The 14852-nt window shown below is 60.3% G+C and carries 11 protein-coding genes; 6 read left to right on the top strand and 5 right to left on the bottom strand.

Annotation, left to right across the window (positions count from 1 at the left end; genetic code table 11):
• Positions 1-14: 14 nt before the first annotated feature.
• Positions 15-1268 (bottom strand): glycerate kinase type-2 family protein, encoded by a 1254-nt coding sequence (locus ILT44_RS01145; protein ID WP_204237710.1) that lies wholly within the window; start codon positions 1266-1268, stop codon positions 15-17.
• A gap of 294 nt (positions 1269-1562) precedes the next feature.
• On the opposite strand from ILT44_RS01145, the gene ILT44_RS01140 reads away from it, so the two are divergent.
• The 6 genes from ILT44_RS01140 (at position 1563) to ILT44_RS01115 (ending at position 7938) form a co-directional block, all read left to right on the top strand.
• A complete protein-coding gene (locus tag ILT44_RS01140) occupies positions 1563-2771 on the top strand; it encodes an ABC transporter substrate-binding protein (RefSeq protein ID WP_204237709.1) in 1209 nt (402 codons plus the stop codon).
• Between the two features lie 124 nt (positions 2772-2895).
• Positions 2896-3654, top strand: coding sequence for an ABC transporter ATP-binding protein (locus ILT44_RS01135; RefSeq protein ID WP_204237708.1), 759 nt, complete (start codon positions 2896-2898; stop codon positions 3652-3654).
• Positions 3647-4354 (top strand): ABC transporter ATP-binding protein, encoded by a 708-nt coding sequence (locus tag ILT44_RS01130; protein ID WP_204237707.1) that lies wholly within the window; start codon positions 3647-3649, stop codon positions 4352-4354. The genes ILT44_RS01135 and ILT44_RS01130 overlap by 8 nt, the downstream gene beginning before the upstream one ends.
• Before the next feature lie 6 nt (positions 4355-4360).
• The gene (locus ILT44_RS01125; RefSeq protein WP_204237706.1) at positions 4361-5248 is read left to right on the top strand and encodes a branched-chain amino acid ABC transporter permease; all 888 of its coding nucleotides are present in this window, start codon (positions 4361-4363) and stop codon (positions 5246-5248) included.
• 4 nt (positions 5249-5252) lie between these two features.
• Positions 5253-6227 (top strand): branched-chain amino acid ABC transporter permease, encoded by a 975-nt coding sequence (locus tag ILT44_RS01120; RefSeq protein WP_204237705.1) that lies wholly within the window; start codon positions 5253-5255, stop codon positions 6225-6227.
• A gap of 70 nt (positions 6228-6297) precedes the next feature.
• A complete protein-coding gene (locus tag ILT44_RS01115) occupies positions 6298-7938 on the top strand; it encodes a GMC family oxidoreductase (RefSeq protein WP_204237704.1) in 1641 nt (546 codons plus the stop codon).
• Between the two features lie 82 nt (positions 7939-8020).
• Here ILT44_RS01115 and ILT44_RS01110 read toward each other — a convergent pair whose 3' ends face one another.
• The 4 genes from ILT44_RS01110 to ILT44_RS01095 form a co-directional block, all read right to left on the bottom strand.
• A complete protein-coding gene (locus ILT44_RS01110; RefSeq protein WP_204237703.1) occupies positions 8021-8734 on the bottom strand; it encodes a LuxR C-terminal-related transcriptional regulator in 714 nt (237 codons plus the stop codon).
• Positions 8735-9369: 635 nt separating this feature from the next.
• A complete protein-coding gene (locus tag ILT44_RS01105; RefSeq protein WP_204237702.1) occupies positions 9370-10116 on the bottom strand; it encodes a LuxR C-terminal-related transcriptional regulator in 747 nt (248 codons plus the stop codon).
• A 454-nt stretch (positions 10117-10570) separates the two neighbouring features.
• Positions 10571-11917: a tetratricopeptide repeat protein gene (locus ILT44_RS01100; RefSeq protein WP_204237701.1), complete on the bottom strand. Its 1347-nt coding sequence runs from the start codon at positions 11915-11917 to the stop codon at positions 10571-10573.
• Between the two features lie 45 nt (positions 11918-11962).
• Positions 11963-14776, bottom strand: coding sequence for a tetratricopeptide repeat protein (locus tag ILT44_RS01095; RefSeq protein WP_204237700.1), 2814 nt, complete (start codon positions 14774-14776; stop codon positions 11963-11965).
• Between the last annotated feature and the right edge of the window lie 76 nt (positions 14777-14852).

Genomic DNA, 14852 nt, shown 5'->3' with positions numbered 1-14852 from the left:
ATCTGGCCGATGGGTTATGGTCGAATGAGAACGCAGCGGAAATCATTGACGTTGGTCAGCGTCGGCCCGGTGACGACGAGCCTGTCGAGCTGTGCGAACGCCGTGTAGGCATCGTTTGCCTCCAGATGAGCGGCAAGATCGATGCCCTTCACACGAGCGCTTTCGAACAGAGTGCCATCGAACCAAGCGCCTGCATTGTCTTCCGAGCCGTCGATGCCGTCGGTGTCACAGGCGATGGCGGAGATTTTGCTTTGGCCTTTCAAGGACAGGGCAAGGGACAACAGGAACTCGGCGTTGCGCCCACCGCGCCCTTCGCCGCGGACTGTCACAGTGGTTTCCCCGCCAGACAGCAGGACGCAAGGCGCCTGTGCAGGCTCCCCATGCATCATCGCCGAATGCGCGATGCCGGCCATGACACGTCCGACTTCTCGCGCCTCTCCTTCAAGAGCATCGCCCAGAACGAGGGCGTTGAATCCCAGTTCGCGCGCTTTGGCGGCCGCGCAATCGAGCGCCATCTTGGGTGTCGCCAGCATGTGGACGACGCCACCGTTCACAGGCTCGGTGACGGAATTCGATCGGATGACTTGCAGGATCGCCTCCGGCACATCGATGCCATACCTGCGCAGGATGCCGACGGCGACCTCCGGGTCGATCCGTTCAGGAATCGTCGGGCCCGACCCGATGCTCGCCGGATCGTCGCCCGGCACGTCCGAGATCAGGTAGGTAACGAGTTGCGCATCGCCCACAGCTGCCGCGAGCCTGCCCCCCTTGATGGCCGAGAGCGACTTGCGCACCAGATTCATCTCGCCGATGGGCGCCCCGGATTTCAGCAGGGCTCGGTTCAGCGCCTGCTTGTTGGCCAGCGTCACGCCTTCGGCCGGGAGCGACAGGAGCGCAGAGGCTCCGCCCGACATCAGGCAGACGACGAGATCGTCCGGGCCCGCTTCGTGCGCCAGGGCGAGGATCCGCCTGGCCGCCTCCAGGCCCGCTTCGTCAGGAACCGGATGGGCAGCCTCCACGATATGAATTCTTCGGGTCGGCACCGCATGCCCGTAGCGCGTCACCACAAGCCCCTCGCAGGCCCCGCCTTCGCGGGTCCAAGCCTCTTCGAAGGCGGCCGCCATGCGGGCCGAAGCCTTGCCCGCCCCAAGGACGATGGTGCGCCCTTTCGGTTTGGGAGGCAGGCGGCCATCGAACTTGCCATCGGGCAGCGCCGCGCCAAGAGCAGATTCGAACAAGGTGTGGAGGATTTCATAATCGTTCGCCATGGCGCCACTTTACGTCAGAAATGCCAACCGTGATGCCTGCCGGGCCTTTGAGAGGAGAAAGCTTGGCCGGAGCTGGAGTTACGGCAGGTGCGGAATCACGTTTCTGACACTGCCATGCTCAAGGCCTGGAATTAAGGTAGAAAATCAAAGGCCTCTGCGACTTAAGGATGACCGCTCCTTGCATTGATCGGGGCCAAAGTGTCTGTACCTTTCTGGCCATCGCCCGCATGCCTTGAGGATGCGGATCCAGCAAAGGCAGACCAATCTGCCTTAAGAATAAAGGGAAGGAAAGCGATGCGCGTTCTCAATAAGCTTCTGTTCGCCCTCAGCTGCACGGCTCTGGCCTCTTCGGCCTATGCGCAGCAGGCCTCCGACGGTGTGGTCAAGATCGGCATCCTCAACGACCAGTCCGGCGTCTATGCCGACTTCGGCGGCAAGTCTTCCGTGGAAGCAGCCCGCATGGCGGTCCAGGATTACGGCGGCAAGGTTCTGGGTGTTCCGGTCGAGATCGTGAGCGCCGACCACCAGAACAAGCCCGACGTGGCGGCCAGTGTCGCCCGCCAGTGGTATGACACGGACAAGGTCGATGCGATCATGGAGCTGACGACCTCCTCGGTGGCTCTGGCGGTCCAGGGCCTGTCCAAGGACAAGAAGAAAATCACCATGACGACCGGTGCGGCCACGACCGATCTCACCGGCAAGCAATGCTCGCCCTACGGCTTCCACTGGGCCTATGATACCCACGCGCTCGCAGTCGGCACCGGCGGTGCGCTGGTGGAGAACGGCGGCAACAAGTGGTTCTTCCTGACTGCGGACTACGCCTTCGGCTACTCCCTCGAGGATCAGACCTCGAAGTTCGTGAAGTCGAAGGGCGGCCAGGTGGTCGGCGCCGTCCGCCATCCGCTGGCAGCCGCCGACTACTCGTCGTTCCTGCTCCAAGCGCAGAGCTCCGGCGCAAACGTCATCGGCATGGCCAATGCGGGCCTCGATACCGCCAACGCCATCAAGCAGGCGGCCGAGTTCGGCATCACCCAGGGCGGCACACGCCTTGCGGCACTCCTCTTCACGCTGGCCGAGGTGAAGGGCCTGGGTCTCAAGGCGGCGCAGGGCCTGACCCTCACCGAGGGCTGGTACTGGGATCAGAGCGATGAGAACCGCGCCTTCGCGAAGAAGTTCCAGGAGAAAACCGGCCGCATGCCGAACATGATCCATGTGGGCACCTACTCTGCGGTGACGCAGTACCTGAAGGCCGTCGAGAAGGCCGGCACGGATTCGACCGAGCCTGTCGCCAAGCTCCTGCACGAAATGCCGGTTCAGGACATCTTCGCCAAGAACGGCAAGGTGCTGCCGAACGGTCGTATGGTCTACGACATGTACCTCTTCCAGGTGAAGAAGCCTGAGGAGAGCAAGAGCGAATGGGACATGTACAAGCAGCTTGCCAAGATCCCTGGCGACTCGGCCTACATGAAGACCGCCGACAGCGGCTGCCAAGTCACTCAGTAAGTATTTTGAACGAGGTGGGGCAGCGCGCATGCTGCCCCACCTCTATTGCTGTCCGGTGGTAGCAGGCATGGAACATGATCCCGGTCCAGCTGTCGCCCCAACAAGAGAGTATCGGCCGAACCCTATGGTCAGTACGCAACCCATTCTAAGCGCCACCGGACTGACGATGGAGTTCCGTGGCTTCCTGGCCGTGAAGGATGTGACGCTTTCCGTCAATGAGGGCACGATCCATGCCCTGATCGGCCCCAATGGCGCCGGCAAGACGACGGTTTTCAACCTTCTTACGAAATTTCTCACCCCGACCCGCGGTCAGATCACGTTCAAGGGCGCCGACATCACCGGGCTGAAGCCCGCCGAAGTCGCCCGCCTCGGTCTTGTGCGCTCCTTCCAGATTTCGGCGGTGTTTCCGCATCTCACTGTTCTCGACAATGTCCGTGTCGCCTTGCAGCGGCCGTCGGGCCTCGCGACTCAGTTCTGGCGCCCGTCGGGTGCCCTGTCCGTGCTCGACCAGCGGGCAATGGAGTTGATCGACGCAGTGAACCTCTCGGCCTATGCGGATCTACCGGCCACCGAATTGTCCTACGGCCGCAAGCGGGCCCTCGAGATCGCCACGACGCTGGCGCTCGATCCGGCCATGCTGCTTCTCGACGAGCCCATGGCCGGCATGGGTCACGAGGATATCGGTCGCATCTCAGACCTGATCCGGCGCATCGCCAAGAATCGCACCGTGCTGATGGTCGAGCACAACCTGAACGTCGTCGCTGACCTCTGCGACCGCGTCACCGTTCTAGCGCGCGGCGAAATCCTTTCCGACGGGACCTACGATAAAGTCAGCCAGGATCCCCGAGTGCGTGAAGCTTATATGGGAACCGAGCATGAGTAGCGCTCCCCTTCTCGAAGTCCGCGGGCTCAACGCCTGGTACGGCGAGAGTCACGTCCTGCACGGTGTCGATCTCGACATCCATGAAGGCGAAACCGTCACGCTGCTGGGCCGCAATGGTGCAGGCAAGACCACGACCCTGCGCTCGATCATGGGAATTCTGCGCCGCCGCGAGGGCGTCATCCGCCTGCGCGGCGAGGATCTCCTGAGGCTTCCGCTGCACAAGGTCGCTCAAGCCGGAATCGGCTATGTGCCGGAGGAGCGGGGCATCTTCGCGAGCCTGAACGTCTCCGAGAACCTGATGCTGCCGCCGACCGTGTCGGAGGGAGGCATGAGCGTGGAGGAAATCTACACCCTCTTCCCGAATCTCTACGAGCGTCGGTCGAGCCAGGGGACGAAGCTCTCGGGCGGTGAGCAGCAGATGCTCGCCATTGCCCGCGTGCTCCGCACGGGCGCGAAGATCATCCTTCTCGACGAGCCGACGGAGGGCCTGGCTCCCGTGATCGTGCAGCGCATCGGCGACGTTCTGGTGGCGCTGAAGAAGCGCGGCATGACGATCCTGCTGGTGGAGCAGAACTTCCGCTTCGCGAAGAAAGTGGCCGACCGCTTCTACCTCATGGAGGATGGGCGTATGGTGAACTCGTTCCCCGGGCACGAGCTTGATGCACGCATGGACGAACTGCACGAAGTTCTTGGGGTCTAGAGCATCATGAGTACGATTTTCGGCGTTCCCGCCCCTGCCCTCTACGGGCAGATCCTGATCGGCCTGATCAACGGCTCCTTCTATGCCATGCTGAGCCTTGGGCTGGCCGTGATCTTCGGCTTGTTGCGGGTGATCAACTTCGCCCACGGCGCGCAGTACATGCTGGGTGCGTTTGCCGCCTACCTGATCCTGAACTATGCAGGCATCGGCTACTGGCCGGCCCTCATCCTCGCGCCCCTGATCGTGGGTGCGATCGCCGTCGTGATCGAGCGGTTCATGCTCAGCCGCCTCTACGGCATCGACCCGCTTTATGGCCTCCTTCTGACCTTCGGTCTCGCCCTCATCCTCGAAGGGGCATTCCGCTACTGGTTCGGTGCGGCCGGCCAACCTTATGCCGCGCCATCCCAGCTGACGGGAGCCGTCAATCTTGGCTTCATGTTCATGCCGATCTACCGCGGCTGGGTGGTTATCGCCTCCCTTGTCGTCTGCCTCGGCACCTGGCTTCTGATCGAGAAGACGCAGCTCGGCGCCTACCTTCGCGCTGCGACCGAAAATGCGACGCTGGTCCAGGCGTTCGGCGTGAACGTGCCGCTGCTCCTGACCCTCACCTATGGCCTTGGCGCTGCGCTCGCGGCGTTCGCCGGCGTGCTGGCAGCGCCGATCTACCAGGTCAGCCCGCTGATGGGCTCGAACCTCATCATCATCGTCTTCGCCGTCGTGGTCGTGGGCGGCATGGGCTCGATCCTGGGCGCCATCGTCACGGGCTATATGCTCGGCGTTCTCGAAGGTCTCACCAAAGTGTTCTATCCGGAAGCGTCCAGCATCGTTATATTCGTGATAATGGCCATCGTTCTGCTCGTCAGGCCGGCGGGTCTCTTCGGGCAGGAGGAGTGATATCATGGCTGTCGGAACCCAATATCTCGCGGAACAGCCGAAGCTGCGCACCTCCTCCATGGTGCTGGGCGCGATTGCCATCGCGGCGCTGCTGGCAGCTCCGTTCTTCTTCTATCCTGTCATGCTGATGAGCGTTTTGTGCTTTGCGCTCTTTGCCTGCGCATTCAACCTGCTCATCGGCTATGTCGGCCTGCTCTCCTTCGGCCATGCCGCCTTCTTCGGCGGCGCAGCTTATTTCACGGCCCATGCCGCCAAGGTGTGGGGGTGGGAGCCCCTGTCCGCCATCCTGCTCGGCGTCGCAGGCGCTGCCGCCATGGGCCTCGTGATCGGATTCGTGGCCATTCGCCGCCAGGGCATCTACTTCGCCATGATCACCCTGGCCCTGTCGCAGATGTTCGCCTTCATCTGCCTGCAGGTGCCCTTCACCCATGGCGAGGACGGTATCCAGGGCGTGCCGCGCGGGTATCTGCTCGGCATTCTCGATCTGAACCAGCCCCTGGCGATGTACTACGTCACGCTGGCGATCTTCCTGTTCGGCTTCTTCGCCATTTGGCGCATCGTGCATTCGCCTTTCGGCAATATCCTGAAGGCGATCCGCGAGAACGAGAAACGTGCGGTCTCGCTGGGCTACCGGGTGGACCGCTACAAGCTCGGCGCCTTCGTCATGTCGGCCGCGCTGGCGGGACTGGCCGGGGGCACGAAAGCGATCGTCTTCCAGTTCGCAACGCTGACGGACGTGCAATGGCAGATGTCGGGCGAGGTCATTCTGATGACGCTTCTCGGCGGCATCGGCACGCTGATCGGCCCCATCGTCGGCGCGGGCCTGGTCATCGCCTTGCAGAACTATCTCGCAGCCTCGGATTTCCCTGTGCTGGTGCTGATCGGCATCATCTTCGTCATCTGCGTGCTGCTCTTCCGCCGGGGTATCGTCGGGGAGATCCTGGAATTCACGAGGCGCAAGTCCAAGAGCGCTGCGTAACTTAAGGGGCATCGGGAACCCTGCCGGCGCTTTCTGCCACAAGCGCCGGCTCATTTGATCGAGCCGCACCATGTCGGACAGCGAAACATTCGATTATGTCATTATCGGCGCCGGTTCGGCTGGCTGCGTTCTCGCCAACCGTCTGTCTAAGGATCCCCACAACTCGGTCTGCCTTCTCGAAGCCGGCGGCAAGGACAACTGGATCTGGTTCCACATCCCGGTCGGCTACCTCTTCGCCATCGGCAATCCGCGTGCAGACTGGATGTTCAAGACGGAGGCCGAGGCCGGTCTGAACGGTCGCATCCTGAACTATCCCCGCGGCAAGGTCCTGGGCGGCTGCTCGGCCATCAATGCCATGATCTACATGCGCGGTCAGCGCGAGGATTACGACAATTGGCGGCAGATGGGCCTTGCAGGCTGGGGGTGGGACGACGTGAGACCGATCTTCCGCCAGCACGTGGACCATTACCTAGGAGCGGGCGAGCACCACGGCGCTGGCGGTGAATGGCGCGTCGAAGAGCCCCGCATGCGGTGGGAGATCCTCGATTCCTTCATCGAGGCCGCTGTCGAAGCCGGCATTCCCCGCGTGAGCGACTTCAACACAGGCAGCAACGAAGGCATTTCGTATTTCCACGTCAACCAGAAGAACGGACGCCGCTGGTCGGCCGCCCGCGGCTTTCTCAGACCGGCTCTGTCGCGCCCCAATCTGAAGGTCGAGACCCATGCCCATGCCACCCGCATTCTCTTCGAGGGCAGGCGCGCCATCGGCGTGGAGATCCTGCAGAACGGCAATCTGCGACGGATCCTGGCCCGCAAGGAGGTCGTCCTGTCGGCGGGCGCCATTGCCTCGCCACAGCTCCTTCAGCTGTCCGGGATCGGCAACGGCGCCGTCCTGCAGGAGCATGGGATCGAGGTGACTCATCACCTGCCGGGTGTCGGCGAGAACCTGCAGGACCATCTCCAGCTGCGTCCCATTTACAAGGTCAGCGGCGTGCGAACACTGAACGAGGAGTATCGGTCGCTCTTCAAGAAAGGGCAGATGGCTCTTGAATATGCTCTTTTCCGCAAAGGGCCGCTTACCATGGCGCCATCCCAGCTGGGAGCGTTCACGCGCTCCTCGCCGGATTATGCCACCCCGAACCTCCAGTTCCACATCCAACCCCTCTCGCTCGACAAGTTCGGCGAGGATCCGCACCCCTTCCCTGCTTTTACGGCCAGCGTATGCAACCTGCGGCCCACCAGCCGAGGAACGGTCCGGGTCCGAAGCGGCAAGGCAGGAGAGCCGCCTTTCATTCGCCCGAACTACCTTTCAACGGAAGAGGACCAGAGGGTGGCCGTGGATGCCTTGCGCCTCGTCAGGCGCATCGTTGCCATGCCTGCGCTCCAGAAATACCGTCCCGAGGAATACAAGCCCGGCGCACAGATTAACTCCGACGATGAACTGCTGAATGGCGCGCGCGACATTGGCACCACGATCTTCCATCCCGTGGGCACGGCCAAAATGGGCATCGACAGCGATCCTATGGCCGTGACGGATGAGCGCCTGAAGGTGCGTGGCATCGAGGGCCTTCGGGTGATCGATGCATCGATCATGCCGGCAATCACGAGCGGCAACACCAACTCACCCACGCTGATGATTGCCGACAAGGGAGCTTCCATGATCCTTGAGGATCAGTCGCAAAGCCCGATCACGGCGCTCCGTTCGGCTTAAACCTTCGGAGGCCCGCGGACTGGTCACTCAAAAAGAAAAGGGAGCCATAGGCTCCCTTGAACGCTCTTTCGAGCAGCCATTCTCAGCTGACGGTTGCCCCCCGGCTCGCAGACAGGTGGCTCGCAGCCCAGATCGCCGCCTGGGTCCGGTTCTTGGCTTGGATCTTCCGCAAAATGGCCTTGACGTGGACCTTCACGGTCGCTTCCGTTATGTCGAACTTACGCGCAATGATCTTGTTGGAGTCGCCATCCATCAGGCAGCGCAGGATCACCGTCTCGCGGACGGACAAGCCCTTTGCAGGAGGGCTCAGCTCTTGAGTCCCTGCCGGAGCTGATGCCTGCTTGCTCTGCTCGGCATGGGCCTCCTGATCACGCAGAAGGTCGAGGATCGCGCCGGGGAAGATGGCCTCGCCCAAGAGGACGAGATCCAGAGACTTGACGAGCACCTCGTAGGATATGGATTTCTTGAGGTATGCATCCGCACCCGAGCGGAACGCCGTGAGAACCTGGCTCAGGTCGTAATGCTCGACCAACATGACCACCTTCGCATTGGGATTCTGCTCTTTCAGCAGCTTCGTCTGGCGGCAGACTCCCTCATGATCGCGGCTTGTATCGACCACCAGGATGACAGTGCCACTCTCGGGAGCAAAATGAGAGGCGACTTCGTCGATGGTCCCCACGGCAACTGAAGGAGCATAGGTCGTCTCGGACAGGATCCGTCTCAGCCCCTCTCTTAGCAGGGCATTCGGCTCGACAAGGAGGGTCCTGACGGGTCGGGCAGCGGCATGCTCTACCAAAGCGGGCTCAACCGAGCGCGCCAGCTCCATATACCTGGAGTATGCGACGTCCTTGGCCGATGAGGCACCTGGATTTGGAAGGCTATCAAGATCGTAGGTGTTCCGCATCGCAGATGCCTTTCTGGTCTTGATTCGGTGTGGCAAAAGTAAAATTTCCCTTAAGTTATTTAGCTTATAATCTTATTAGGGGCAATCAATACCCATTCAAAACATTTTAACAATTGTTCATCAAAAGGTATAAGGTTAACTTATGTAATAACATTTACTAAAGGGAGCCGATGGATTCTACCTGATGCCAAGTAACATTTCGGCCAATATATTACGAATGCATACCCGCCCACATGCTAAGATGAACGGTTGCGCCGGCTAATGATAAGTGGGGCTGGAGACTTCCTTAGGACCATCATGATGACAGGTCCCGCTCTCCCATAGGTCTATGACAGACGTGTCCGAGACACATCATGCTCTCAACGAGTCCGGTCACTTCCTTGCGGAAGGCAGCTTTCTCTACGAAGAAGCAGCACTCCCCATGAAACAAGACTTAGAGGCGACCTGCTCGACTGGCGGCGGACGTGAGTGTTTCGCTGTTCCTGCGCTCAACGGCGACCGATCAGCAAAGACTATGCGCCGTAACCTTATCTCCCTAAAGGCAGCAGCGATGCGTCAGACCCGCCTGCGGCGAGATGATTGACAGCCCACATGGCTGCCTGTGTTCGATTGGCAACCCGGATCTTGCGGAGGATAGCCTTGATGTGGACTTTGACTGTTGCCTCAGCAACATCGAGTTTGCGCGCAATCACCTTATTGGGAGAGCCTTGCATCAAGCACTGAAGAATCTCCGCCTCTCTGGTCGAGAGTGTCCGGATCGGAGAATCCTGACTATCAAGAGAGGAGGATACAGGGGCGGCAGCCACGGCGATGGGTTGCGTATCGTCCCAAGTTTCCATATGCCGCTTGCTGTTTGAAATAGCACTGAGAAATGCCGCCGACGGGAAAACAACCTCGCCCAGCATGACAAGATCAAGATATTTGATCAGGGCCTCACATCCCGTTGTGGCAAGACAATATCCATCCGCTCCGAATTGGAATGACGATCTCATATCATCCAAATCGAAATGGTCGGATAACACGACAACTCGTGCATAGGGGTATTGCTCCTTTAAAGCCCCTACCGCTTCCGCCAAACTTGGCGGGTAAAGATTTGCATCAAGGATGAAGAGAAGCGGCAAACCTGAAGCTTCGTAATCCAGCGCGACTTCCCCGCGCGTCAGGCCCTCCGGATGCAATTTGAAGCGCGTACTTGAGAGAATGTGCTTCAAGCCTTCGCGAAGCATGGAGTTCTTGCAGCCCAAGATGGTGGTGACTGGCAGGAGGTTTGACATGCGAGGCGCCTTTTCCGCAGAGGTTACCTCTAATTGTACGAATTAACGGTTTGCTAGCCATCCCTGATAAAGAGGTAAGCAACTATGCTTAGGAGGTATAAAAAGGCATTTTATCAACGAGATTGCGGCTACAACCTTATGATGTGCTAACATTCCTTCGTCACGACATTATCAAAGCGAGGCTACAAAAAGGGTTATTCCATTTGGAATCATGTGTATTGCAAACTAATCACTGGAGCCGCAAATGTTCATTATAATATATCTTTCAAAGCATTCCGTTTACAATTGATAAGATTGCCATCACGCCATCAGACCCAGCTCGCCAGGTATGGACGGGCCTATAAGCTGGCTCTCACGAACTTCAACGTTCACGCTCGAAGATGGTGAGCGTAGGACTTCCATTCACTTGCTCGACAGCAGCAATGGAAAGCCTCCTCCCCCGATCAGGCTCACCTCATTTAACAATGTTCTCCTTCACTTCGCTTGAAGCTTTGGCACCGTCATCGACGGAGCCAGTCGTAGAAGGCGCTGTCATTGAGCTGAGCGCCACGGCTGCCAGAGGATAACCGCTGGCCTGCGCACTGCTGAAGAGTTCAATCGCCTTGTTGAGATCAGCGCTGACACCCATGCCGGATTTGTACATGAGCCCTAACCTATACTTCGCTTCAGGAAATCCGGACTCAGCAGCTTTCTGCAGCAGAGCAGCCGCCTTTTCAGGAGAAGGATTGACGCCGATACCTTCCGCATGGGCGTAGGCAAGGCCGATGAGGGCCTGACCATTGCCGGCCGCGGCGGCTTTTTCCAAAGCCGCGACAATGTCGGCGACGAGATCGCCAGACGGCCTCAGGGCAAGAAGGCGCGAGAGGCTTTGTCCAGCAACGACATTGGTCTTGTCCTCGGCTGCAAGGCCGTACAACTGCACTGCCCGCCTCTGATCCTCCACGTTGCTGCTGCTTGCAAGGGAACTGGCAAGATGAGTGGCTGCGGCACTGTCGCCACGCTCGGCCGCGACGCGGATGAGGCGTCCTGCCGCTTCACGGTCCTGGACACCACGTGTTCCTCGCTCAAGATCAAGAGCGACCTGATAGACGGTGCTGGGCTGGATCTGTGCCGCGCGTTCGAAGAAACGTAGGGCAGCTGGCATGTCCTGTGAGCCCTCCGTACCCAGGACGAGAGCCCAACCGATCTCCAGCAACGTGCTTCTCTGGCGCCCCTCGTTCACCCCTTCAAGCCACTTCAAGGCAGTAGTCTCGTTGCGTTCCAGTCCGCGACCCGTGCCATAGGCGTAGGCGGCATGAGCCATGGCGCGTTCATGGCCAACCCGCGCAGCCCACAAATACCATTCTACAGCCTTTTTCGTATCGACCGGGACGCCGTCGCCACGGTCGTACATGTTGGCGACGGCGAGAACGGAGCTTGATGCACCTCGCAGAGCCTCGAACCTAAACCTGCGCTCGAGCTTGGCGCGATCATCGGCTCCCAAGATGATCTGATGGCGGGCCATGATCTTGGCCATAAGGCGGGTCGCCTCGCGGTCACCGCGTGACGACGCAATCTTGACGGCATCCAATCCAGTTACGAAATCCTGCGTATCCATCTCCGCGCTCAACGCCTTCTGCCCGAGTTTAAGGAGGCGCAACGTAGACATGGCGCGAAGCTGCACTTGCGTAGGCGGCATGGGCGTTGCAGCCTGAGGGGAAACCGGCTGCGCTCGCCCTCCCGCATTCGGCGCCGCCATCACGGCTGGTGCAACGCTCGTCAATAGACAGCTCAGGAGCACGATTTGGGTTGTTTTGAACATTTGTCTCTCCTACGCACCTAGTATGACGCTATCATCTGCTCCGGCTCAGTCCCGCTTTCGGGTCGCTCCCTCAGCCGTCTTCAGCCATTCCTGAGCAGCACCGGCATCTACATCCGTTCCGAAGCCAAGGGTCATGGCAAGGCTGAGACCGTACATGGCCTCGGCGTCGCCAGCCTTTGCGGCACGTTGCAGCCATTCCGTGCTGTCGCGGGCGGACAGCTCCACGCCGTAGCCCGATGCATAGGCGCGTGAGAGTTCCTTCATGGCCAACGTATCACCCGCCTCCGCAGCCTTGCGCAGCCATGAGGCACCGACATCCGGCTGCGCGGATACGCCCAGCCCGAGCTGCAGGCTGCGCCCATACTCTCGCATCGCCGGAGCAAGACCGCTTTCCGCACCCTCCTTCAGAACCGCGATGGCCTCAGCTCCCTCTCCATTAGGCAACGCGGCAAGGCGCGACAGATCGGCGGCAACACTGCCATCCCTGCTGCGCAGGGCTTTGGACAGCCACTCGATAGCAGCCTGGGTGCTGCGCTCGCCCACCTGCCCTGAAACGTAGCCGCGTCCCAAGTAGCGCATCGCATCAACCCGCCCTGCATCGGCAGCAAGCTTGATGTAGCCGAGAGCCTTCTCCGAGTTGGTGGCTCCACCAACCCCCTCGATCATGGCACGGCCAATTTGGAAGAGTGCCGCAGGATCCTTAGAACCAGCCTCAATGCTATTGAGGGCTCTGCCCATCCAGTAGCGCGCACGCTCGGATTGGGCAGCTCCCGACCCTTTATGGTAGGCCTGGGCCAAGTCTACCATATCCTTGGTCGTACAGACCTGCAGGGCCTCTGCGCGCGAAAGCCATCGCGCCGCGTCCCCCTCGTTTTTTTCAACCGATGCAAGTGAAATGGCGGCTCGGGCGCTGCCAGCCTCCGCAGCCGCCCTCCTCCACTCCTGGGCGGTCTTGCCCGTGGATCGCAGCAGATCCCCTGGAGCGTCGGCCAAAGCCAGCATGGCTGCGGCATTTCCTGCGGCGGCAGCTCCTTGGAGGAATTGTAACCCCCGCTGCATCTCAGCACTCTGCTCACGCTGCGTGATCAGGAGACGTCCAAGCTCCAACTGGGAGAATACTTCACCTTCTTGCACCGACTGCTCAAGAAAAGTCTTCGCGGCGACTTCGTCCCGGGCTACGCCATCGCCGTTTAGTGTTCTGCGTGCCAAAAGAAGCAGTGCACGCGATCGCCCCTCGCCCGGAGCAAGAGCAGCATCGCGCCAGTGATCGGCGGCTCGATCATCCTGCTTCACACCCTGTCCTGAGCGATAGGCTTGAGAGAGAAGTACCATGCTTTCACGATCGCCCCGCTCTGCGGCTCGCTGAAGAGCAACTGCACTCTTCTGAGCTACGGCTGCGTCGGAGCCGCTTTGGGATGCTAGGACAAGGATGCTGCGGACATGCCCGCTCTCGGCGGCCCGATCCAGCCAAGCCCTGGCTTGAGCAGCATCGGGAGCGACGAGCGTGCTGCATGCATAGAGATCAGCGAGGACACCCATCGCTTCGGGATGACTGCGATCAGCAGCTTCCTTGAGCAGTCGCAGGGGATTCTCGGAGCGGTTCGCTTGCGGATAGCTCAACAGAAGTTTTGCCATATCCGTGAGGGCTCCGATCTCGCCCCGATCGGCAGCACGGCGATAGAAGGTCAAAGCCGCCTCGACATCGGGCTTGCCATTCACTCCGATCGCATGGAGCCGCGCGAGCCCGACAAGAATACTCGTGCTGTGTCCCGGCAGCTTGCTGGCCTTCGTCAGAGCATCCAGAGCTTTAGGCAGGTCCTGCGCGGCTCCGAATTCGCCGCGATAATGCCGTGCGAGGAGCTTATAGGCTTCAGAATCGGCATTCAGCCCAGCCTTCTCCAGCCAGACGATCGCCCTGGGAACATCCTTGGGTGCGCGGTCCCCCAGCATGAGACGCTCGCCCAGCAGGCTCATTGCACGGGGCTCCCCACCCTGCGCAGCATGCTCAAGATGGCGGATGAAGATTTCGGGATCTGCCTTGACACGTTCCTGCAGGTAGATCTCAGCCAAAGCCAGATCTGCCTTGGTATCACCCTGACGTGCCGCTGCCTCGAACCATCTCATAGCCTCCTGGATGCCGCCGGGAACGAGACTGTCGTCACTTAGAATGAGGCCGATCCGATAAAGCGCGGAGCATTTGCCACGGCTCAATTCGCCGTAGAGCGTCTGGAGCGCGAGATTGACGAGATCAGCAGTTGCAGTCTGCGAAACCTGACCGAGACGTCCACTGCGCTGCAGCTGGGCCAACTTTATCAGGCCATCGACATGGCCTGACGTCGATGCGGCACGGAGAAGGCGCTCGGCCTCTGCCAGATTGGCGCCCCTGATCCGGCCCTGCTCATGCAGTTCGGCCAGCAGAACGGACGCATCCATGTTCAGCATGGATCCAGCAGTCGCAAGATGTGTGGCTGCACGCTCGGGATCGACAGGTCCTGCAACTGGATCCAGAAGCAACTTGCCCAGGCGAAAGTGCGCCCTTCCCCGTCCGATCCAGGCTCTGTCGGCTAGGTCTTCGAGCAGACGCTTTGCTGCAACAGGATCCCGGTTGATGGTGGAAGACCCCTCCGCGTAAGCAAGGGCCGCATCGTACATTTCCTCGGGATCGATCACTGGCTGGGACTTGTCCCATTTGCTCCAATCCCGCGTGAGGAAGGGCTTGGGAGCCGGTGGGCAGATCCTGCTGAAATCCGAGTTGGGAGCCAAGGATCGAGGCGGCAGGACTTGAGCATCGGCAAAGGCGATAGGAGTCATGAGCCCTACCAAGGCCATGACGCAGAGCGTTGCTGCCGATCTCAGCATCGCTTCTCTCGGCTGTATCCCGGCAGAGCGGATGAGGATCGCCATTGGTGAACTCCGTTCTGCGTTGACCTGTCCC

The organism is Microvirga arvi (genome assembly GCF_016892765.1).
GTDB classification, from domain to species: Bacteria; Pseudomonadota; Alphaproteobacteria; order Rhizobiales; family Beijerinckiaceae; genus Microvirga; species Microvirga arvi.
The sequence above is the reverse complement of the archived record's forward strand: the minus strand, read 5'-3'. Positions and strand labels throughout refer to the sequence as shown.

Bases quoted from the DNA above. Each gene is read 5' to 3' on its own strand.
- ILT44_RS01145 (WP_204237710.1), bottom strand. From the start codon at position 1,268: ATGGCGAACGATTATGAAATCCTCCACACCTTGTTCGAATCTGCTCTT.
- ILT44_RS01140 (WP_204237709.1), top strand. From the start codon at position 1,563: ATGCGCGTTCTCAATAAGCTTCTGTTCGCCCTCAGCTGCACGGCTCTG.
- ILT44_RS01135 (WP_204237708.1), top strand. From the start codon at position 2,896: ATGGTCAGTACGCAACCCATTCTAAGCGCCACCGGACTGACGATGGAG.
- ILT44_RS01130 (WP_204237707.1), top strand. From the start codon at position 3,647: ATGAGTAGCGCTCCCCTTCTCGAAGTCCGCGGGCTCAACGCCTGGTAC.
- ILT44_RS01125 (WP_204237706.1), top strand. From the start codon at position 4,361: ATGAGTACGATTTTCGGCGTTCCCGCCCCTGCCCTCTACGGGCAGATC.
- ILT44_RS01120 (WP_204237705.1), top strand. From the start codon at position 5,253: ATGGCTGTCGGAACCCAATATCTCGCGGAACAGCCGAAGCTGCGCACC.
- ILT44_RS01115 (WP_204237704.1), top strand. From the start codon at position 6,298: ATGTCGGACAGCGAAACATTCGATTATGTCATTATCGGCGCCGGTTCG.
- ILT44_RS01105 (WP_204237702.1), bottom strand. From the start codon at position 10,116: ATGTCAAACCTCCTGCCAGTCACCACCATCTTGGGCTGCAAGAACTCC.
- ILT44_RS01100 (WP_204237701.1), bottom strand. From the start codon at position 11,917: ATGTTCAAAACAACCCAAATCGTGCTCCTGAGCTGTCTATTGACGAGC.
- ILT44_RS01095 (WP_204237700.1), bottom strand. From the start codon at position 14,776: ATGCTGAGATCGGCAGCAACGCTCTGCGTCATGGCCTTGGTAGGGCTC.